The sequence below is a fragment of the Parvibaculum sedimenti genome (genome assembly GCF_009184905.1).
GTDB lineage: Bacteria > Pseudomonadota > Alphaproteobacteria > Parvibaculales > Parvibaculaceae > Parvibaculum > Parvibaculum sedimenti.
Genome location: NZ_WESC01000018.1, coordinates 54,625 through 75,592, shown reverse-complemented (window position 1 = coordinate 75,592; position 20,968 = coordinate 54,625). Strand labels below are relative to the sequence as shown.

18 protein-coding genes and 2 riboswitches are annotated in these 20,968 nt (G+C 62.6%); of the genes, 9 read left to right on the top strand and 9 right to left on the bottom strand.

Annotated features, from left to right (window positions below; all coding sequences use genetic code 11):
• The first annotated feature begins 184 nt into the window (after positions 1-184).
• Together F2P47_RS16285 and F2P47_RS16280 are read left to right on the top strand one after the other, a co-directional pair.
• Positions 185-514: a retropepsin-like aspartic protease family protein gene (locus F2P47_RS16285; protein WP_281349314.1), complete on the top strand. Its 330-nt coding sequence runs from the start codon at positions 185-187 to the stop codon at positions 512-514.
• 76 nt (positions 515-590) lie between these two features.
• A complete protein-coding gene (locus tag F2P47_RS16280) occupies positions 591-1,790 on the top strand; it encodes an acyl-CoA dehydrogenase family protein (RefSeq protein ID WP_152217443.1) in 1,200 nt (399 codons plus the stop codon).
• On the opposite strand, the gene F2P47_RS16275 is transcribed toward F2P47_RS16280, so the two are convergent.
• The gene (locus tag F2P47_RS16275) at positions 1,787-2,236 is read right to left on the bottom strand and encodes an HIT domain-containing protein (RefSeq protein WP_152217442.1); all 450 of its coding nucleotides are present in this window, start codon (positions 2,234-2,236) and stop codon (positions 1,787-1,789) included. The two genes, F2P47_RS16280 and F2P47_RS16275, sit on opposite strands and share 4 nt — an antisense overlap.
• A gap of 88 nt (positions 2,237-2,324) precedes the next feature.
• A riboswitch (ZMP/ZTP riboswitch) is annotated at positions 2,325-2,410 on the top strand.
• Between the two features lie 47 nt (positions 2,411-2,457).
• Between F2P47_RS16275 and F2P47_RS16270 the strand changes: the two genes are divergently transcribed.
• Positions 2,458-3,720: a serine hydroxymethyltransferase gene (locus F2P47_RS16270; protein WP_152217441.1), complete on the top strand. Its 1,263-nt coding sequence runs from the start codon at positions 2,458-2,460 to the stop codon at positions 3,718-3,720.
• On the opposite strand, the gene F2P47_RS17970 is transcribed toward F2P47_RS16270, so the two are convergent.
• Both F2P47_RS17970 and F2P47_RS16260 read right to left on the bottom strand, forming a co-directional pair.
• A complete protein-coding gene (locus F2P47_RS17970) occupies positions 3,717-4,520 on the bottom strand; it encodes an acyl-CoA thioesterase (protein WP_152217440.1) in 804 nt (267 codons plus the stop codon). The two genes, F2P47_RS16270 and F2P47_RS17970, sit on opposite strands and share 4 nt — an antisense overlap.
• Before the next feature lie 148 nt (positions 4,521-4,668).
• Positions 4,669-4,867: riboswitch (cobalamin riboswitch) on the bottom strand.
• A 47-nt stretch (positions 4,868-4,914) separates the two neighbouring features.
• Positions 4,915-5,535 (bottom strand): TetR/AcrR family transcriptional regulator, encoded by a 621-nt coding sequence (locus F2P47_RS16260; RefSeq protein WP_152217439.1) that lies wholly within the window; start codon positions 5,533-5,535, stop codon positions 4,915-4,917.
• Between the two features lie 90 nt (positions 5,536-5,625).
• Here F2P47_RS16260 and F2P47_RS16255 point away from each other — a divergent pair, with 90 nt between their 5' ends.
• Together F2P47_RS16255 and F2P47_RS16250 are read left to right on the top strand one after the other, a co-directional pair.
• Positions 5,626-6,975 (top strand): flavin-containing monooxygenase, encoded by a 1,350-nt coding sequence (locus F2P47_RS16255; RefSeq protein WP_152217438.1) that lies wholly within the window; start codon positions 5,626-5,628, stop codon positions 6,973-6,975.
• On the top strand, positions 6,975-7,793 hold the full coding sequence (locus F2P47_RS16250) for an SDR family NAD(P)-dependent oxidoreductase (protein ID WP_152217437.1): 819 nt from the start codon (positions 6,975-6,977) through the stop codon (positions 7,791-7,793). Before F2P47_RS16255 ends, F2P47_RS16250 begins: the two co-directional genes overlap by 1 nt.
• Positions 7,794-7,798: 5 nt before the next feature.
• Here the strand turns inward: F2P47_RS16250 and tam are convergent, their stop codons facing one another.
• The 4 genes from tam to hisS all read right to left on the bottom strand — a co-directional run bounded on the left by tam (position 7,799) and on the right by hisS (position 12,287).
• Positions 7,799-8,572, bottom strand: a complete 774-nt coding sequence (gene tam / locus F2P47_RS16245) for a trans-aconitate 2-methyltransferase (protein WP_152217436.1) — start codon at positions 8,570-8,572, stop codon at positions 7,799-7,801.
• Between the two features lies 1 nt (position 8,573).
• Positions 8,574-9,536 carry an ATP phosphoribosyltransferase gene (gene hisG / locus F2P47_RS16240; protein ID WP_152217435.1) on the bottom strand — a complete coding sequence of 321 codons (963 nt, stop codon included), beginning with the start codon at positions 9,534-9,536 and terminating at the stop codon, positions 8,574-8,576.
• The gene (locus F2P47_RS16235; RefSeq protein ID WP_152217434.1) at positions 9,533-10,678 is read right to left on the bottom strand and encodes an ATP phosphoribosyltransferase regulatory subunit; all 1,146 of its coding nucleotides are present in this window, start codon (positions 10,676-10,678) and stop codon (positions 9,533-9,535) included. The genes hisG and F2P47_RS16235 overlap by 4 nt, the downstream gene beginning before the upstream one ends.
• Positions 10,679-10,763: 85 nt before the next feature.
• A complete protein-coding gene (hisS, locus tag F2P47_RS16230) occupies positions 10,764-12,287 on the bottom strand; it encodes a histidine--tRNA ligase (RefSeq protein ID WP_152217433.1) in 1,524 nt (507 codons plus the stop codon).
• Between the two features lie 529 nt (positions 12,288-12,816).
• Between hisS and F2P47_RS16225 the strand changes: the two genes are divergently transcribed.
• Both F2P47_RS16225 and F2P47_RS16220 read left to right on the top strand, forming a co-directional pair.
• Positions 12,817-14,337, top strand: a complete 1,521-nt coding sequence (locus F2P47_RS16225) for a sensor histidine kinase (RefSeq protein WP_152217432.1) — start codon at positions 12,817-12,819, stop codon at positions 14,335-14,337.
• 136 nt (positions 14,338-14,473) lie between these two features.
• Positions 14,474-15,583 (top strand): glycosyltransferase family 8 protein, encoded by a 1,110-nt coding sequence (locus F2P47_RS16220; protein WP_343032322.1) that lies wholly within the window; start codon positions 14,474-14,476, stop codon positions 15,581-15,583.
• On the opposite strand, the gene F2P47_RS16215 is transcribed toward F2P47_RS16220, so the two are convergent.
• Both F2P47_RS16215 and F2P47_RS16210 read right to left on the bottom strand, forming a co-directional pair.
• Positions 15,580-16,221: a TonB family protein gene (locus tag F2P47_RS16215; RefSeq protein WP_185681163.1), complete on the bottom strand. Its 642-nt coding sequence runs from the start codon at positions 16,219-16,221 to the stop codon at positions 15,580-15,582. The two genes, F2P47_RS16220 and F2P47_RS16215, sit on opposite strands and share 4 nt — an antisense overlap.
• A 19-nt stretch (positions 16,222-16,240) precedes the next feature.
• Positions 16,241-17,686, bottom strand: coding sequence for a helix-turn-helix domain-containing protein (locus F2P47_RS16210; RefSeq protein WP_152217429.1), 1,446 nt, complete (start codon positions 17,684-17,686; stop codon positions 16,241-16,243).
• 205 nt (positions 17,687-17,891) lie between these two features.
• Between F2P47_RS16210 and aceB the strand changes: the two genes are divergently transcribed.
• Together aceB and aceA are read left to right on the top strand one after the other, a co-directional pair.
• Positions 17,892-19,511: a malate synthase A gene (gene aceB, locus F2P47_RS16205; RefSeq protein WP_152217428.1), complete on the top strand. Its 1,620-nt coding sequence runs from the start codon at positions 17,892-17,894 to the stop codon at positions 19,509-19,511.
• Between the two features lie 46 nt (positions 19,512-19,557).
• Entirely contained in the window at positions 19,558-20,850 is a 1,293-nt protein-coding gene (gene aceA, locus F2P47_RS16200) for an isocitrate lyase (protein WP_152217427.1), read from the top strand.
• Positions 20,851-20,968: the final 118 nt, after the last annotated feature.

The window sequence follows — 20,968 nt, the reverse complement described above, 5'->3', positions numbered from 1 at the left end:
GTTGCTCAACCCGCCCGAGAGGGCATAATCATGCCAAGGCTCTAATCCCCCGTGGGGGAAACTTCAGTGGCACGTCATAATCCGCCACTGGCAAGAACAAGGGGCGTGCCCGAAACCTTTCGGCAATGGCACAACACGCCTCAAGTACATCAAGGGTCAAGGCGCCATCATTCTCCCGGTCAAGGTGAACGGCATAGAAGCGAGAATGATCATCGACACCGGCGCGTCACGCACCAGCCTAACTCGAAGCTTTGCCGCTCGCGCAGGTATCGAACCGGTGAAGGATGATGGCTCCATCGCTCATACCGCGAATGGCGCCATCTGGGTCATGGGCGGCCGTGCAAAAGTCATCTCACTTGGCGACGCACGAGCCTCAAACATTCCGGTTTTTATTCAAACGGTGGAGCAGAAGGGTTTCGGTCCAGGAATTGACGGCCTCCTCGGCCTGTCCTTCCTTGGCAATTTCAAGTTTACCGTCAACGATGGCGTACTGGAACTTCAACCGCTTTCCTGATCCATCAAGTAACATCGCCTTCCTCTCATGAAACCGTTAGTCTCGTCCCAACAAGAAATTCGACGGGGATGGAGCAATGGACTTTTCTTTTTCCAAGGCAGACGAGGACTTCCGCATGAGGGTGCGGGACTTCTTCGAGCATGAATATCCGCGCGAGATCGTGGAGAAGATGGCGCGCGGGCACTCGCCCTCGAAGGCGGATTACCAGACCTCCGAACACGCCCTGGCCGCGAAAGGCTGGCTCGCCGTCAACTGGCCCAAGGCCGATGGCGGGACGGGCTGGACAGCCAACCAGAAATACATCTTCGACGAGGAACTGGAACGCGCCGGCGCGCTCAATGTCGTGCCGATGGGCCTCCTCTATGTCGGCCCCGTGATCTACACCTTCGGTACAGAGGAGCAGAAAAAGCGCTGGCTGCCGGGCATTCTCGACAGCACAACCTTCTGGGCGCAGGGCTATTCAGAACCGGGCTCCGGCTCCGACCTCGCCTCGTTGCAATGCGCGGCTGTGCGCGAGGGCGATGAATATGTCGTCAATGGCACGAAGATCTGGACGAGCCTCGGGCAACATGCGGACTGGATATTCTGCCTGCTGCGCAGCGACAATTCGGGCAAGAAGCAGGAAGGCATCACCTTCCTCTGCATCGACATGGCGACGCCGGGCATCACCGTCCATCCGATCATCACCATCGATGGCAAGCATTCGCTGAACAGCGTCACCTTCGAGAATGTCCGCGTGCCCATCGAGAACCGCATCGGCGAAGAGGGCAAGGGCTGGACCTATGCCAACTATCTCCTCGGCCATGAGCGCACCTCCTACGCCCATGTCGCGGGAAAGCGGAAGCAGCTCGAAGACATTCGCACCACGGCGGAACAGACGGACACCGGGGCGACGCGCCTCATCGACGATCCGGCTTTCCGCGTCAAGCTCGCCGAGCTTGAGGCGCGCCTCGATGCGCTTGAACTCACCGTGCTCCGTACGCTCGCGACCGTCTCGGAAGGCGGCGCGCCCGGGAATGAATCCTCGATCCTGAAGGTGATCGCGACCGAACTCGCGCAGGACATCACGGAACTCGGCATGGAAACCTTCGGCCCCTATGCCATGCCCGCTTTCCCGGATTCGACGGCGCCGCTCTGGACCGACAATACGCCCCTGCCCTCCAGTGCCGCGCCCGCCGTCGCCCGCTATCTCGGCGCCCGCGCGCAGTCGATCTATGGCGGTTCGAACGAAATTCAGAAGAACATTCTGGCCAAGCGCGTGCTGGGCCTGCCCTAACCCTTGTCGCGCATCTGCCGACCGCCGATGAAATGCATGTGCAGGTGGTAGACGGTCTGACTGCCTTGCGGATTCGTGTTGATGACGATGCGGAAGCCGCTGTCGGTAATGCCGCGCTCCCGCGCGAGCTTCAGCCCGAGCTGCACCATCTCGCTCACGACTTCAGGTGGCGTCTCGAGTATGGAGGTGTAGCGGTGCTTCGGAATGACGAGGAAGTGAACCGGAGCGACGGGATGAATGTCGTTCACCGCAAAGGCATGTTCACTTTCGTCGATCCATTTTTCATGTGGAATGCCCTCGAAAGGCGATGGCTTTGAAAGGCTTTCCGCCTTGATCTGTGGAAGCTTCCATTCGGCGAGCTTCCAATAGACCTCGCCAATGGGATCGAGCTGGCCGACCCCGAAGGCGATCAGCACGACCACCCATAATTTCCAGCTCTTCCACATCTCACGCTCCCCGAATCTTTGGACTCCGGACAGTCTATTTGACGCGAGCGCCCGGCCATCTTAAATTTCCCATGACCTCGGTCGCACATATCCTCCGCGCGACTGGCGATATGAGATGGGCAACCATCGGGGAGCGCGGAGACCGATCTACAGCCGATCGCCTGGGCAGCAACGAAAATGCTGGCCGGGCGTTTTGTTTTTGGCTGTCGAAAGGAAAGATCATGAGCAACTCGACGGAGCGAACCCGGCTCGCCCAATCGGACCCTGATGTCTATCTCGCGCTCAAGGGCGAAGAGGCGCGGCAACGCGCAGGGCTCGAACTCATCCCCTCGGAAAACTATGCCTTCCCCGAAGTGCTGACGCTTCTGGGCTCCGCCTTTACCAACAAATATTCCGAGGGCTATCCGGGACGCCGCTATTACGGCGGACAGGAATATACCGACCGCATCGAGACGCTTGCCCGCGACCGCGCCAAGGCGCTTTTCCGCGCGGAACACGCCAATGTCCAGCCGCTTTCCGGCTCGCCGATGAATCAGGCCGTCTATCTTGGCCTGCTCGAACCGGGCGACACGATCCTCGCCATGGATTTGAGCCATGGCGGACACCTGACGCATGGCGCGCCGGTTTCGCATATGGGACGGCTCTTCAATTTCGTCCGTTACAAGACGAACCCCGCGAATGGTGCCATCGACTTCGACAGTCTGGCCAAAGTCGCCCGTGAAACAAAGCCGAAGCTCGTCGTCTGCGGCTATTCCTCCTATCCGCGCGACTACGACTATGCGGATTTCAAGCGCGTGGCCGATGAGGTCGGCGCGCTCACCATGGCGGATGTGAGCCATATCGGCGGGCTCATCGCGGCCAATGTCATGCGCAATCCGCTCGATGCGGGTTTCGACGTGATGACCACGACGACGCACAAGTCGCTGCGGGGACCACGCGGCGGCCTCATCCTCTGCAAGGAGCGCTTCGCAAAGAAGATCGACGCCTCTGTCTTTCCCGGCCTTCAGGGCGGACCGCATATGAACCAGGTCGCGGCGGCGGCGGCGACGTTCCGCCTTGCCGCCATGCCCGCCTTCCGCATCTATGCCGAAGCTGTCCTCTCCAACGCCAAAGCGCTGGCGGCGGCGCTCACCGCGCGGCAGGTGAAGCTCGTCACCGGCGGCACCGACAATCACCTGATGGTGATCGACACGATGGCGAGCTTCGGCATCGACGGTGCAAAGGCACAGGAAGCGCTGGACCGCGTGGGCCTCACCACCAACAAGCAGGTAATCCCTGACGACCCCCTGCCGCCAATGCGCCCCTCGGGCCTTCGCCTCGGCACGCCGGCCGCGACGGCCCGAGGCATGGGGCTGGCGGAAATGGACGAGATTGCGGCCATCATCGCGGAAGCGCTGGCGGTCGAAGGCGATGCCGTCGCCGAGTCCATCCTCGCCAACCGCACGCGCGCGCTGACATCGCGCTTCCCCGTTCCGGGGCTCTAGCTCCCCGGCGCCATCCGGGGCGGCACGCGAACAGGCTTGCCGTCCCGGCCAACCGCCACCATCACGAAGCGGCCCCGGGCGCTGCGCTCGCGGTCACCCGACAGCGGGTTCTCGACGGTCAGATCGACCTCGACGCAGATGGAGCTGCGCCCCGTCATGACGACGCGCGCTTCGAGATCGGCAAATTCCCCAACCTTGATCGGGGCGAGAAAGTCGATCCGCTCCGATGCCGCCATGACGACCGTCTCGCGGCAATGCCGGGTCGCGGCGATGAAAGCGGCCTTGCCCATCATCGAAAGTGCGTTGCCGCCGAAGAGAATTTCCCGGTGATTGGCAATGTCGGGAAAGATCACCTCCACGAAACTCGTTCCGGCCTCGGGAGCAGCCTGCGGGCCCGCGCCCATTGCCGGAGCGAAGCGTTCCTCCGGTGCCACCATGACGAAGCGCCCGCCGACTGCATATTCGCGCCCTCCACTCAGAAGATCTTCAGCGATGAGTTCTATGTCGATGGTGAGCGACGTTGAACCGATCTTCACGATCTTCGCGGTCACCTCGGCGAGCTGACCCGGCAATACCGGCCGCCGGAAATCCGCCGCCTCGACAGCAGCCGTCACGACCATACCGCGCGCAAGCCTCGTCGCGGCGATATAGGCGGCGCGATCCATCAATGCTAGAGCAGCCCCGCCGAATAAGGTGCCATGGTGATTTGTCTGGCTTGGAAAAACAAGTTCAGCAAGCCGCGTGGCGGGCGTCGTCGGCAAAGGCACCGGCGCACAGAGAGCGAGAATACGGTCGTCCATCGAGATTGTCCTTCTGGCATGAGGAAACCGCCAGCGGACACGAATGGCCGGATGCACATTTCATAAATGGTCTGAAGCCACGGGCGCAGAGCCCGTGCAAGAAAACATTCTGCATCTTTCCTCCAGGGGACACCCCGCCCCATCGGTTCGCGTTGACGGTGCTCAGGCAGGTCTCCTGGCTCGCGGGTCAACATTCCGGCCCTTGCCTTCCCGGTCGAGGAATTGACCAGTGGCGCTCTCGGGTGGAACTCGCCGCTTACAGTTGCGGGGGCAGCGCCGGCATTGCACCGGCTTCCCTTTTCATCCTCGGGCTCGTCGCCCTCGGAACCAAAGCATCGGGATCGTAGAGAGGACGCGCGCCTTCGGCAAGACGCTGCCGCAAGAGCCGGGCCGGTCAATCGTTGAAGAATGTTTCAAGCTCACGGCGCGTCATGGCGCGATATTCTTTCATCAAACGGTCGCCCTCCCTGCGATCGACCGCAATGGCGAGCCGCACCGCCGAACCGGCAAGCTGCATCAGCAGGAAGGACGCCGCCTCGAACCGCTGATGATCGCGCTTCGGCACCAGATGCTTCAGCGACGCAAAGAAGACGCGGGCATTCTCGCGGCTATCTTCCACATCGAGCGCCTGCAACGCCTTGTCCGATTGCGTCGCCGACCAGACGTCGCGCACATCGGGCTCGGTGATGAAGAGCTGGTAATAGCCCTCAATCAACGCATCCACCCGGCCGATTGCTTCCTTTCCCGAGCCGAGACCCGTGAGACTCGCGATCAGCCCCTCGCGAACGCGCTCCATGACACGCTGAGCCAGCACGCGCAGGATCGCCGGCTTGTCGGGAAAATACTGATAGAGCGAACCGATGGGCACACCCGCCCGCGCGGCGATCTCGCTCATGCGCACGGCGTCACTGCCTGTCTCGGCAATGAGTTCCGATGCAGCGGCAAGGATGCGCTCCACGCGCTCCTTCGCCCGCTCCTGCGTCGGCTTTCTGCGAATGGCGGCACTTCCCGGCATTTTTTCTCCGAATCTTCTTGCCTCACAGAAATGTGAGGGATTATCATTTTTAATATATGAGGACTCCTCACATTTTACAAGGGATAAGTCATGGCGGAAATCGGACGGGTCTGTATGGTGGGCGGCGGCCCGGCGGGGTTAGCGCTTGCGCGGAGTTTTCTCGCACGGGGAATTCCCTTCGATGTCTATGAGCGACACTCCGATGTTGGCGGCCTCTGGGATCAAGCAAACCCCGGCTCGCCCGTCTACGACTCCGCACATTTCATATCGTCGAAAACGCAGTCGCATTACCACGACTTCGACATGCCGGAGGACTATCCGGACTATCCGTCGAACCGGCAGATCCTTTCCTACATGCATGCCTTCGCGGATGAATATGGGTTGCGCCCATATATCCACTTCAACACAGAAGTGAAGGAAGCGGCGCCGGAAAGCGGCGGGTGGCGCGTGACGCTCTCGACCGGCGAGACGAAACATTACGCCTCGCTCGTCTGCGCCAATGGCACCAACTGGCACTCATCCTTGCCGAGCTATCCCGGCACCTACACGGGCGAAATGCGCCACGCGCAAAGCTATCGCTCCATGGATGAATTCAAGAGCAAGCGCGTGCTCATCATCGGCGCGGGAAATTCCGGCTGCGACATCGCCTGCGATGCAGCACAAAGCGCCGACAAGGCTTTCATCAGCATGCGGCGCGGCTATCACTTCATCCCGAAGCATCTCTTCGGCATTCCGGCGGATGCCTTCGCAGCGTCGGGCCCGCAATTGCCGATGTGGCTCGAACAGCGCGTATTCGGCGCCGTTCTTCGCCTTCTCAATGGCGACCTGACGCGGTTTGGGCTGCAGAAGCCAGATCACCGCATCTTCGAGACCCATCCGATCCTCAACACGCAGCTGCTACACTTTCTCGCCCATGGAGACATCAAGGCGAAGCCCGACATCGCCCGCTTCGACGGCAAGACCGTGCACTTCAAGGACGGCACGTCGGAAGAGATCGACCTCGTGCTCTGCGCGACGGGCTATAGCTGGAAAGTGCCCTATCTCGATCCAAAAAATTTCAGCTGGAAGCATGGGCGGCCCGATCTCTACATGAATCTCTTCAGCCGCGAGAATCCGGGCCTCTACGCGCTAGGCTTCATGGAGACGAATGGCGGTGCCTATAAGCTCTTCGACCAGATGGCGGACCTGATCGCGCGCACCATCGTCGCCCGCGCCAAGGGCGGCGCCGAAGCCAAAGGCATCGACCAGTTTATTGCAACCGACAGGCCCGACCTCACCGGCGGCATTCACTTCGTCGGCTCCGACCGCCACGCGACCTATGTGGAAATCGCGTCCTACCGCAAACAGATGAGGCGCCTGCGCAAGCTGCTCAACTGGCCTGACCTCACGGATGGCTGTTTCGACAAGCTGCGCGTCACAGCAAAGAAGGAAGCCGCCTGATGGGAAAGAAAGCACTCGTCACCGGCGGCGGTGGCGCCATCGCGGAGGAAATCGCCATCCGGCTCGATCGGCGCGGCTATGATCTGATCCTTGCCGACATCAACGAAGCGCGTATGGCTGCGGTCGCTGCCCGGCTTTCGCGCCCGGCGCTCGCCATCCGCGCCGACCTCTCGACAACCGGAGGCATTGCGGCGCTGGCAAGCACCATCGAAACGGACCACAGCGATCTCGCGCTGCTCGTCAACAATGCGGGCTATGTCGAACCGGGCGATGTCGACGCGCTGACGCCCGAACAGCTCGACCGACACATCTTCATCAACCTCATCGCGCCGATGCAGCTCTCCCGCGCGGCGGCCCGCATCATGCGACCGCGCAAGAGTGGCGACATTCTCTCCATCATCTCAATGGGCGGCATCATCGCGCTGAAGGCAAGCGCAGCCTATGCGGCCTCCAAGTTCGGGCTGCGCGGCTTCCAGACCTCGATCAGGTCGGAACTCATCCATGACGGCGTGCGCGTGATGGGTATATTTCCGAGCGGTGTCGACACGCCCATGCTGCGCTACGAGGCGGTACATAATGGATCGCCGCTCAATTTCGTCGGCAAGGTCTTCACGGCCGCCGAGGTTGCCGATGCCTGCATGAAGGCGCTCGACACCGGCAAGCTCGAAACCTATGTGCCCTATGGCGACAGCCTTACCTCGCGCCTGATGGGGGCCTTCCCCTGGCTCATCGAGAAGGTGCTGCCGATGTTCGAGAAGTCAGGTGAAAAAGGACGCGCGAAGTTCATCGCGGAACGGGGCTTGAAGATCGAAGGCTGAATCGATCAGCGCCGCGTCGCGACAATGAAGAGACGCGGGAAGCGCAGCAGCACCTTACCGTCGCGGAGCGGCGGGTATGCAAGCGCGATGCGGCGCGTATATTCGGCAAGATAGTCCCGCTGCTGCGCCTCGCTCAGCGGATCGAGCCAGGGGCGAAGACCGGTGCCCTTCACCCACTCGACGATCGCCGCCGCATCCGTCAGCGGGTGATTGTAGATCGTGTGCCAGATGTCGATGCGCGAAGCGAACGGCTCCAGCAAGTCGTAGTAGCGCGTCGGCGCGGGCAACGTCGCGCGGACGACGTTGTGCCCCTCATAGGCGCTCACCCATGGTCCGGACTGCGCGACCTCGGCCATCAGCAGATGCGTCGGCTCCGCGAGATTGTCCGGCATCTGGACCGCAAGTACGCCGCCCGGGGCCACGCCCTCAAGCAGGCGCGCCAGAACGGCCTCATGCTCCGGCACCCATTGGAAAACCGCGTTGGCATAAAGAAGGTCGACCGGCTCCGTGGGGCGCCACGCCGCAATGTCGGCTTCCACAAAGTCGATTTTCGGCAGGCGCTTGCGCGCCGCGGCGAGCATTTCCGTCGAACTGTCCAGCCCGACGACCTTCGCACCGGGAAAGCGTTCGACGAGAAGCTCCGTCGAATTACCCGGCCCGCAGCCAATGTCGACGACCCGTGCCGCGTCGGCCAGCGGGACATGGTCGAGAAGGTCGCGGGCGGGCCGCGTACGCTCGTCCTCGAACTTCACATATTGCCCTGCGGACCAGACGGCCATGTTACCCTCCGATCCGCGCCTTCAGCTTCTCCAGAAGCATGTTCCTTGCCCGGAATATATATTCGGCAGGTGATACCGTGACCGTATCGGCGCCGAATTCGCGGAGGCGCATTGCGACGGCGTGCAAATTCTCACGCGGGCAGAGAACGGAATTCTCGACGCCTTCGCTCGTGCAGCCGAAATCGCGCTTGAGAACCGTTGCGGCCGTCGCTCCGTCGAGATTGCCGCCTCGCGCCGTGACGATGACATGGCTTTCGGCAAAGCGCCGCGCGTCGATGCGGTCGAGAACGGCGCTCGCCGCCGCAAGGGCCTTGTCGTCCCAGGTGGCGCGAAGGCTCGCGACGAGGTTCGCCTGGCTTTTCAGCATGACGCCATCGTCGAGAATCTTCAGATTGTTCGCCGCCAGTGTCGTGCCTGTCGTCGTGATGTCGACGATGGCTTCCGCCGTGCCTGCCGCAGGCGCGCCCTCGGTCGCGCCCGCACTTTCGACGATGCGGTAATCCGCAATCCCGTGTTCGGCGAAGAAGGCGCGCGTGAGGTTCAGATATTTGGTGGCGATGCGAAGACGGCGGCCATGACGACGGTGAAAAGCAAGCGCCACATCGTCAAGATCGGCCATCGTCGAAACATCGATCCAGCTTTGCGGCACGGCAACGACGACATCCGCATAGCCAAAGCCAAGCGGCAGCACGAGTTCGACGGAGTTATCCGCATCGGCAAGATTCTCGCGGATGAGGTCCTCGCCCGTGACGCCGAAGTGGATCGAGCCATCCTCAAGACGGGCCGCGATTTCGGAGGCCGAGAGGAATGCGACGGCGACGTCCTTCACACCCGAGATACGCCCCACATATTCGCGTCCGCCGCCCGCCTGTTTCACGGGCAAACCCGCTTTGGCAAAGAAGGCATTGGCATTTTCCTGCAACCGCCCCTTGGACGGAATGCCGACGATCAAGGCATCACTCATCGCACGGCCTCCCCTGAAAGATCGGCGCCCGTGATGGCGCAACCGACCGCCGGAATGCGGCGATTCGCCCCCAAGCTCTGGAGCAACCCGTCATAACGCCCCCCGCCCGCGACCGCGCCTTCCGCGCCCGCGCCGCTGCGACGCAGCTCAAAAACGAACCCTGTGTAGTATTCGAGCGTGCGGCCAAAGCCCGTGCCGAAACGAGCGCGCGAAAGATCGACGCCCTTTTTTTCGATCAGTTGGAAGCGGCGTTCGAGCGCCGTCAGCGGCGTCTCGATGGAGATGCCTGCGGCCTTGGTCAGATCGCGAATGCTCTTCACCGCGTCGCGCGGGGCGAGTTTCAGCGACAGGAAGGCGTCGATGAGATCGGCGACCTCCTTCGAGAGCGGCGCGGCGCTCCTGTCCGCGGCACGCTCAAGGAAGCGCTCGGCGATTTCCGCGATACTGCGCCCGCCAACCGGCGCGATCTTCGCGAGATCGAGCACATCGGCAATGACGCTCTTCGCGCTCTGTTCATCGAGCACATTGAGCGCGGCGAGAAGCCCTGCCTGCTCATCGGACCGTTCATCCGCGCTGCAATCGCTTGCGAGGCGCTGGACAAGTTCCTTGAAATATCGCGGTCGCCAGAAGTGACGCTTCAGTCGAGTGCGCCAGCCTGTCGGAATGTCGAGCGCATCGACCAGCGCGTCGAATAGCGCGAGATCGCCCATCTCGATATCGAAGGCCGAAAGCCCACCTGCTCGCACGGCTTCGGCAGCAAGCGCCAGCATCTCGGCATCGGCGGCTTCAGCATCGCGGTCGCCGAAGAATTCCGCGCCCGTCTGCACGACTTCGCCCGAACCCTTGGGGTCGAAGCGGAAGACGGGGCCCGAATAGCAGTATTTCGCCTCGCCGCTCCCCACGCCTTCAAGATAGAGGCGGCAGGTCGGAATGGTGAGATCGGGACGCAGGCAAAGCTCCTGCCCGCCCGGATCGGTGAACACATAGAGGCGGCGGCGAATATCCTCGCCCGAACGGTCGAGGAAAACATCCGCGGGCTGGAGGAGCGGCGGCTCGACCGGCGCAAAGCCCGCGCGTTCGAAAACGTCGCGCATGGCTGCCGTGCTGGCTCCCGCCGGATTTCTGTCAGGCGTCGATGACATGGTCTTGATCCTTCGCGCGCCGGACCCTCCGGCCGCGCCCTTTTAACATGGAATGGTAAATGTCGGGAAAGCGGAGATATGGGCCTTAACGGCCGTGGTGCCCCGAATGGAGACCGTGCCGGGCGAGAATCTCGCACACGCCCTCGACAAGCTTCGAGCGCTCGACCTCGATCTGGGCTGCGGCGCTCTGGCGCCATTCCGCATTGTCGGTGATCTCGCGCGAGACCTCCGAGCCGAGGATCAGGTCCTTCAGCGTGACGATGCCCTTGGCGCGCTCGTCCTCGCCCTCGATGACGGCAACAGGGGCGCCGCGCTTGTCGGCATATTTCATCTGGGCGCGCATGCCCGAGCCGCCGAGATACATTTCGGCGCGGATGCCCGCATTGCGAAGCTCGCCGACCATGGCCTGATAGCCGGCCATATTGGCTGCGGCGAGCGTCAGCACGACGACCGGCGGCGCGACGACATCCTTCTCGACGCGACCTAGCGCCTCGAGCGCGGCCTGCAACCGGCTGACCCCGACGGAGAAGCCGGTGGCCGGCACCTTCACGCCCTTGAAGCGCTCGATGAGCCCGTCATAACGCCCCCCCGAACCGACGGAGCCGAAGCGCACGAGATTGCCGTCCTCGTCCTTTACGTCGAAGAGAAGCTCGGCTTCGAAGACGGGGCCAGTGTAATAGCCAAGACCGCGCACGATCCAGGAATTGAACTCGATACGATCCGGGCCATAGCCAGCCGCCGTGAAAAGCGCGTCCATCTCGGTAAGCTCGTCGATGCCTTCGCGGCCGATGGCGCTGTTGCCCACGACCTTACGCCAGCCGTCGAGCACCGCGCCGCGATCGGCGGAACCCTCGTTGAGGCCCGATTCCACATAGTCGAGCACGCGCGAAATCTGCTCGGGCGCGAGGCCCGCGCCCTTCGTGAAGTCGCCGGATTCATCCTTGCGGCCCGCGCCAAGTAGAAGCTCCACGCCGCGGCGGCCGAGCTTGTCGAACTTGTCGATGGAGCGCAGCACGGTCATATGCGTGCGGTCGGCGGCGTCAGTGCCGAGGCCGATCTCTTCGAGGAGGCCGTCCAGCACCTTGCGGTTGTTGACGCGCAGCCGATACTGCCCGCGCTGCAAGCCCAAAGCCTCCAGCGTGTCGCAAGCCATCATGCACATCTCGGCATCGGCCGCGATGGTGGGGGCGCCGACCGTGTCGGCATCGAACTGGGTGAACTGGCGGAAGCGGCCCGGGCCCGGCTTCTCGTTGCGCCAGACGGGGCCCGCCTGGTAGCGGCGGAAGGGCTTGGGCAGGCCGTCGTAATGTTCGGCGACATAGCGCGCGAGCGGCGCGGTCAGATCGTAGCGCAGCGCCAGCCACTGCTCGTCATCGTCCTGAAAGGAAAAGACGCCTTCGTTCGGACGGTCCTCGTCGGGCAGGAACTTGCCCAGCGCATCGGCATATTCGAGCGCCGAGGTCTCCAGCGGGTCGAAGCCATAGCGCTCATAGACCTCGCGAATACGCGCAAGCATGCGCGCCTCGGCCCGCACATTAGGGGCAGCGACATCGCGAAGCCCCTTCGGCACGCGCGCCTTGGGGCGAAAGGTCTTTTCCTGCTTGGCCATAACCGTCGGAAACCGTCTGAAGGCGCCGAAACGGCGCGGGCGCATACCTAACCCATTGCGGCAGGTGGAACAAGTTTGGCTTCCGCGCCCGTTTTCGAATCACCACCCAACCGAAATGCGCAGAGCGACACCGCCGAGAAGCTGGAAAGCACCCTTTGCGGCGCCGGAACCGCCCTAACGAAAGATGAAGAGGAAAGATTTTGTTTACCAAGGTCCGGCGCGCGGTATTTCCACCATAAGCCATTGATTTAAAAAATATTTTCTAGAAATTTCGCTCCGGCTTTTCCTTGTAGGTCGCTCACACTGCACCCACAAGATATCCTCAATCTTTACCAAGTATTTACTTCTGGGGTCGATTCTAAAGACCGCGTGAGGCGGAGCTGCACGGACATTAACCAGCAGATTCCATGGGCAATGCCTCAATCGCTCGGACGTTGAGTTGCACGACAAATCGAATAAGTGGACCGGTCGTTTGAAGCGTGACGAAAGACTTCATATCGACCAACGGCGGGGGCCGGAAGGTAGGCTTATGATGCGCCGTTCGACGCAATTGTGGTCGGCGGGCCCCATTTCCAAGGCAGGCAGCGAAGGGCGTGACGCCCTCGCCGCACTCGCTGTTCATGTGGTAAGCGCGAACGAGGTTTTGCGCCTGGCGTTTCTATGGGCGTCACCCGACGGAAAAGGCGCGGTCAGCTTCAGCGTTTCATCGCCTGCGCAGGGCATCGAGCCCTTGCTCAGCCCCGGCATTGACGCCGTGATCGTCGACATTGCGGATGACGAAAATGGCGAAATCGAATTTCTCACGCGCGTGATCTCGCTCGGGCCCGATGCGCCCGTGCTTGCGATCGGCCGCGAGGACGCCGCCTTGCAAATGCGCGCGATGGCAGCGGGCGCCGAAGATTGCCTGGGCCCCGACACGGAGACGATGCATGTGCTGCTGGCGCTTCGCCGCGCGGTGGCGCGACGGCAGGCCCGCGACAAACGTGAGATCGCCGAGGTTCGCCCCACGGCAGAACCGCAGATGACGCTCGTTCAGGAAGCCTCCGAGGCGATGGTCATTCTCGACAGTCACGGCAATGTGCGCTTCGTCAACGCTGCGGCCGAAGAGCTTATGGGGCGCAGCGCGGGGGAGCTGATCGGCAAGCCTTTCGGGCTACCGACCGATCCCGGTGAACATGAGGTGGCTGTACTGCGCCCGGATGGCGACAATCGCTTCGCCGAAATGCGCATCGTCGACTCACGCTGGGGCGGCGTGCCGGCCCGCGTCGCCGCGCTGAACGACATCACCGTGCGCCGCAAGCTTGAACGCACCATGGAGGCAGCCGAAGCGCAGAGCCGCGAGGCGAATAAGCGCAGCCGCACTTTCTTCTCAAACGTCAATCACGATCTCCGCACGCCGCTGACCCATATCATCGGCTTTTCGGAAATGATGAAGAACGAACAGCTCGGCCCCATCGGCGGAGAACGCTATCGCGAATATGCCCGCGACATTCATTCGAGCGGCACGATGCTCCTCGACATGATCGAGGATCTGCTCGGCATTGCCGATGCTGAAACGGAGAATACGAGCCTCACGGACGAAATCTGCAATCTCGGCCAGTTGCTCGAAATCGCCGTCGCGAGCCAGAAGATCCGCGCAGGCGAAGAAGGCCTCAAGATCGAGATCGACTGCCCGGCTAAATTGTCCGGCCTGCGCGGCGACGCGAAACGCCTGCGCCAAGGGCTTTTCCGTCTCGTCGCCGAAGCTATCTTCAGCGCAAGGCGCGGCGCGACGCTGCGCCTCACCGTCACCGAAAACGAGCACGGATTGTTGCTGATGCTGAACGAACTCGTCGCGCACGAGGACGACGGGCTTCAGACCCGCCTTCCCTATTGCGACGATCCCTTCATCAGCACCGAGGATAGCGGCGCGGCCCGCATGCAGGGCCTCGCGCTCTCCCTCACGCGCAAGGTGATGGAACTGCATGGCGGCACGCTCGACGCGCATGGTGGCGGCAACCTGCCGATGGATATTGCGCTGCGCTTTCCGCCAGAACGGCTGATCCGCTGAGGTCCGACGCCTGTTCGTACCTCGCACTCGCAATGCGGCATCCGGTGAACTAGCATTCCGGCTGCAGCATCACCGGGGGCGGTCGCACAAATTGACGTATTCAATCGAGAAGAACACGGCGTCCAGGCGCAATGCGGTGGTGCTTTGCACCGACCGCAACATGCTCATGCCCGCCCTGTTCGTCGCCGATGCGGTCCGCGCGCATTCCGATCCAACGGCAGAGCCCTTTGACACCATTGTCGTTACCGACGCGGACGCCGCAACCGAGATTGATCGGCAATGGATGGCCGCAAAAGGCATCAAGCACGAAATTCTCGATTTCGAGCCCTTGCGCGACATCACCATCAGCATGGGTCGATTGACGACTGCAACGCTCATCAAACTCCTTCTCGCGGAGATTTTCGCCGAGCGTTACGAGCGCATTCTCTATCTCGACACCGACCTCACCATTCATGCCGACGTGACCGCATTGTTCGATCTGGATCTCGGCGGCCACGCCATCGCAGCGCAGCGCCGGGGCGTGGTCTTCGCGACGGAAAAGGAGCGAGCCACCGGTGAGGCGCATTTTGCAGAATTGGGGATGAGCCGGCCATTTCGTTACTGCAACACCGGAGTGATCTGCATCGACGTTGCCGCCTGGAACCGCGCCGGGCTGACCGAACGTACTCTCGACTATGTGCGCCGCAATCCCAAGCTTTGCATGCTGCCCGACGAAGACAGCCTGAACGCCGTACTCGACAGTGCATTCGCGTCCCTGTCTCCGGTCTGGAACATGCTGCCTCGACGCAGCCCGTATCTGCCGCTGCACGACCTGATCGAGCCCGCGATCGTGCATTACGCCGGCGCCGACAAACCCTGGAAGCGTTTCGGCAAGGAGAAGCCGCTCTTTCCCGATCCTCAGGCCTACAGGCTTTATCAAGCCTTTCTGGCCACTTCGCCATGGCCGCGCTGGCTTGGGACGCAGTGGACGATGTCCGACCTGAAGAACGCCATATCTTCGGCGATCCGCACCACCAGACGGCGGCTCAAGGGCAAATCCACCGGACCCAGCGGCGCGGAGATGAAAGACTTCATTGAAAGGTTCGCCCGATATTGCGCCGAGGCCGACTTCGCCGACGTCGCCCAAGGCCTTGTATTGCGGCAAGGCAGCCGACTTCGCCCGAACCGCGACCGGAGGAGCCGTTGGCGCGGAAACGGCGAGACGCTGCCGGATGCCGAGCCCGGCGTCGAGGGCGCTTCCACCTAGTCGAACTCGCCGGGATCGAAGCGGATCGGGAAACGAAACTCCAGATGCCCACCTGCAAGCTCCGGAGGGGGCGCGGGCAATGGCTCGGAGCGCGCGAGCATCGCCTCCACCTCGCGGTCGAGCAGGTCCGAACCCGTACTCCGCTCGATGCGATGCGCGACGACATGACCGTCGGGCGCGACGCTCAATTGAAGAATTGTCGAACCCTTTATCCGCATTCGCCGCGCCTGCAACGGATAGCGCTTATGCGCGGCGAGCCACGCCCGCAGCTTCGCTGTGTACCTTTCCTTGATCGCGTCGGACGAAGAAGAGGCCATCCCGCTCGGCGCGGCGGCGGCCTTTGACTGCTTTGGCGCCACTGCCGGAGCGGCCGGCGCCGGCTTGGTGGTGGGTACGGGCGACGGCAGTCTGGGGCGCGGCATGATGGGCATGGATATCACCGGCTGCGCCAGTACCGGCTCGGGAATTTCGACTGGCTTTAGCGCCGGTGCCTCCGTCTTCTCGCTCGCAGTGAGGTCGACTGTGACCAGCGTGGGCTCGACCGGCAGCGGCGGCGGGGCGGCGTGGTAGAGCAACGGCAGCACAATGAGCGCATGCAGCGCAAGCACTGCCGCAGCGACGACGGCATGCCGCCACATCCGCCCGCGCTCCGCCGCCTCAGCCATTGCTCACCGGCACGCCGAAAGGCGAGATGCCGCGCACATGATCCTCGACACGCAGCTTCTGCTTCAACGGCGGGAAGGCGCGTTGCGAGCAATCGAGCCGCTCGCAGAGGCGGCAATTGACGCCGATGGGCATGGCCCCGCGCTCGTCGTTGAGATCGTAGCCCTGGCTATAAACGAGCTTGCGCGCATGCGTGATCTCGCAGCCGAGGCCTACCACATACTGGTCGCCGGGAACGCCGATGCCGGAGCCCGCACGGCTCACCGTGCGCGCAATGGAAAAATAGCGCGTGCCATCCTCCATCTGGATGACCTGAGTGTAGATCTGCCCCGGTACGCGGAAGGCGTCATGTACATTCCAGCGCGGGCAGGTGCCGCCGAAACGCGCGAAGTGAAAGCCTGCCGCCGAAAACCGCTTCGACACATTGCCCGCATTGTCGACGCGGATGAGGAAGAAGGGAATGCCCCGCGCGCCGGGCCTCTGCAAGGTCGTAAGGCGATGGCAGACCTGCTCGAAGCTCGTGCCAAAGCGGCGGCCGACGAGGCGCAGATCGTAGCGTGACTCTTCCGCAGTCCGGAGAAACGCCGCATAAGGCATGAGAAGCGCAGCGGCGAAATAATTGGCGAGCGCGACGCGGCACAGCGTGCGCGCCTCGTCGTCTTTGAGGCCCGCGGTTTCCACGATGTCCTCAATGGCCCGGGACTGCTCGAAATAGGCGAGCTGATAGGCGAGCTGGAACGAGCGGCCCGGCTGATCGATGAGTTCGGACAGAAAGATCGTCTGGCGATGGCGGTCATAACGGCGAAGCTCGCCCGACATGAGATCGGCGGGCACCACGCGCGTGGCGACGCCATGCGCAACGCGCAGATAGTTGCGCAAGGCCACATAGGGTTCGTCCGCGCCAAGCGATGCCTTGCGGTAAAGCTCTTCCGCGGTTTCATCGAGTACCGGAAAGTGATTGTTGCGGCTGTTGATGAAGTCGCGCACCTCTTCGAGAGGCGCGTTGACCGCCTGCCCGCCATCGAGCAGATCCCGGTCGGCGAGACGTTCGGCGAGGAGCGAGGTGTTGGCGACCGCCTGCTGATAGGCGCGGTAGAGCGTCGCCAGCGCCTCGGCGGCGGCCGGGCTCGCCGAAGCGACTTCCTGCATGTCCTGCGTGGTGAGGCCACTGTCGCGGAAAAGCGGGTCGCCAAAGACCTCGCGCAGCGCGGTGAGCGCCCGGGCCTCGTCGTCGCCGGCGAGGCTTTTCAGCTCGACATCGTAAACTTCGGCGAGCTTCAGAAGGATCTGGGCCGACATGGGCCGCTGATTGCGCTCGATCAGATTGAGATAACTGGCCGAAATGCCGAGGTCGGCGGCCATGCGGGCCTGGGTCAGGTTCCGTTCCCGGCGAAGCCGCCTAACGCGCGGACCAGCAAAGACTTTTTTCTCGGATGCCATAGCGTCGAACCCCCTCCAGAAGGGTGCTGCGCGGGCACTATAATTTACTAACTTTACATTCTCAACGATTTCATTCCCCCATCTTGTTAAGTTCTTTACTTTAACAATTTCAAAGACTTAGGAATGCTTTGGACATTTGGTTGTTGTGGATGTATGACCGCGCCCCATAGGCGAAAAAGCAGAGCCAGCAGCGGAGAGAGAGCCCATGAGCCAGTCGGCAGTCGGCGCCAACCAGGACGGCGTCAAGATTCGCGGAAAAGTGAAGCCGGGCTATGAGCGTGTGCTCACTGCCGACGCCATCGCTTTCGTCGCCGAGCTTGAGCGCAAATTCGGTGCCCGCCGTCGCGAACTCCTCGCTGCCCGGGCCGAGCGTCAGAAGCGCTTCGATGCCGGCGAGCTTCCCGACTTCCTGGCCGAGACGAAGTCCATCCGCGAAGGCGACTGGAAGGTTGCGCCGATCCCCGCCGACCTGCTCGACCGTCGTGTCGAGATCACGGGCCCGGTCGACAACCGCAAGATGGTCATCAACGCGCTCAATTCCGGCGCCCAGTCCTACATGACCGACTTCGAGGATGCGGCCGCGCCGACATGGGACAACATGATCGGCGGCCAGCTGAACCTCATCGACTATTGGGACGGCAAGATCGGCTTCACCGACGAGTCCAACGGCAAGACCTACAACGTCAGCGACAAGCATGCCGTGTTGAACGTCCGCCCGCGCGGCTGGCACCTCGACGAAGCCCATGTCGAGATCGACGGCCTACCCATGTCGGGCTCGCTCTTCGACTTCGGCCTCTACTTCTTCCACAACGCGAAGAAGCTGAAGGCGCACAAGACTGGCCCTTATTTCTATCTGCCCAAGATGGAAAGCCACAAGGAAGCCCGCCTGTGGAACGACGTCTTCGTTCATTCGCAAAAGGCTCTCGGCATTCCGAACGGTTCGATCAAGGTCACCGTCCTCATTGAAACGCTGCCCGCCGCCTTCGAGATGCACGAAATCCTTTATGAGCTGAAGGACCACATCGTCGGCCTCAATTGCGGCCGCTGGGACTACATCTTCAGCTACATCAAGCGCCTCGGAAAGAACCCGAACTACCTGCTGCCGGACCGCGCGCAGGTCGTCATGGGCAAGAACTTCCTCAATGCCTATTCGCTCCTTCTGGTGAAGACCTGCCATGAACGCGGCGCCTTCGCGATGGGCGGCATGGCCGCGCAGATCCCGGTGAAGGGCGACGAGGCCGCGAACGAGGCCGCCTTCAACAAGGTGCGCGCCGACAAGGAGCGCGAGTCGACAAACGGCCATGACGGCACCTGGGTCGCCCATCCTGACCTCGTTCCCGTCGCCATGGAAATCTTCGGCAAGCTCACCGGCCCGAACCAGCTCGCCCGCCAGCGTCAGGACGTGCATGTCGGCCAGAAGGAACTGCTCGAGCCGCATCAGGGTGAGCGCACCGAGGAAGGCATGCGCGAATGCTGCCGCGTCGGCGTGCAGTACATCGAAGCCTGGCTCGGCGGCCGCGGCGCGGTGCCGCTCTACAATCTGATGGAAGACGCTGCGACAGCTGAAATCAGCCGCACGCAGATCTGGCAGTGGCTCTACCACGCCGCGAAGCTCTCGGACGGACGCACGGTGACGCCCGAACTCTTCCAGAACGTGCTCGACGACGAAATGAAGACGCTGCGCGCCACTCTCGGCGAGACGCGCTGGACGCAAGGCCATTTCGACGAGGCGATCCGCCTCTTCGCTGAAATGGCAACCGCCGAGGAATGCGAAGAGTTCCTGACGCTGCCGGCCTACAGGCTGCTCGTCAGCCACGAGAACTGAGACCCGAGATCACCTACCCCGACTGTTGACCCCTGAGGACAGACCCATGAGCAACAAGACCTTCTACGACCTGATCCCGAGCGCGCCCAAGGGCCGCTTCGACAATGTGAAGCGCAACTACTCCGTCGAAGACGTGGAGAAGCTGCGCGGTTCGTTCCCCATCGAGTACACGCTCGCCACCCGCGGCGCGAACAAGCTCTGGGAAGGCCTCCACACGGAAGACTACATCCACTCGCTGGGCGCGCTCTCCGGCAACCAGGCCATGCAGATGGTCCGCGCCGGTCTGAAGGCGATCTATCTGTCGGGCTGGCAGGTCGCCGCCGACGCGAACACCGCCTCGTCCATGTATCCCGACCAGTCGCTCTACCCGGCGAATGCTGGCCCGGAACTCGCGAAGCGCATCAACCGCACCCTGAAGCGCGCCGACGAGATCGAGCACTCGGAAGGCGGCGCGAAGCGCGACTGGTTCGTGCCGATCGTTGCCGACGCGGAAGCCGGCTTCGGCGGCCCGCTGAACTGCTTCGAAATCATGAAGGCCTATATCGAAGCCGGCGCTTCGGGCGTTCACTACGAAGACCAGCTCGCCTCGGAAAAGAAGTGCGGCCATCTCGGCGGCAAGGTTCTGATCCCGACCCGCGCGCATGAGCGCAACCTCAACGCCGCGCGCCTCGGCGCCGACGTCATGGGCGTTCCGACCCTCATCATGGCCCGCACGGACGCGGAATCGGCGAACCTGATCACCTCGGACATCGACGAGCGCGATCACGAGTTCATCGACTTCGACAAGGGCCGCACGGTTGAAGGCTTCTACCGCCTGAAGCCGGGCACGGGCGTCGACCATTGCATCAAGCGCGGCCTCGCCTTCGCGCCCTATGCCGACCTGCTGTGGTGGGAAACCTCGGTTCCGAACCTCGCCGACGCGAAGCGCTTCGCCGAGGCGGTCCGCAAGGAATACCCGGACCAGCTGCTGGCCTACAACTGCTCGCCCTCCTTCAACTGGGAAGCGAAGCTCGACAAGGAAACCATCGCGAAGTTCCAGCGCGAAATCGCGGCGATGGGCTACAAGTACCAGTTCGTGACGCTGGCCGGTTTCCACCAGCTCAACCACGGCATGTTCGAGCTGGCTTCCGGCTACCGCGATCGCGGCATGGCGGCTTACTCGGAGCTGCAGCAGGCCGAGTTCGCCTCGGAAGCCAAGGGCTACACGGCGACGCGCCATCAGCGCGAAGTCGGTACCGGCTACTTCGACCTCGTCTCGCTGGCGGCCGCCGGCGGCGAAAGCTCGACGACCGCTCTCGGCGACTCGACCGAAGCCGCGCAGTTCAAGTCGGGCCACTAATAAACGGCACGCCTAAAACGATCAGGCCGCGGAGAGCAATCTCCGCGGCCTTTTTATATGTGGGTGCTCTATCGCAACCGACGCTGATGAACGCCATGAGACCGGACCCTCTCGCCAC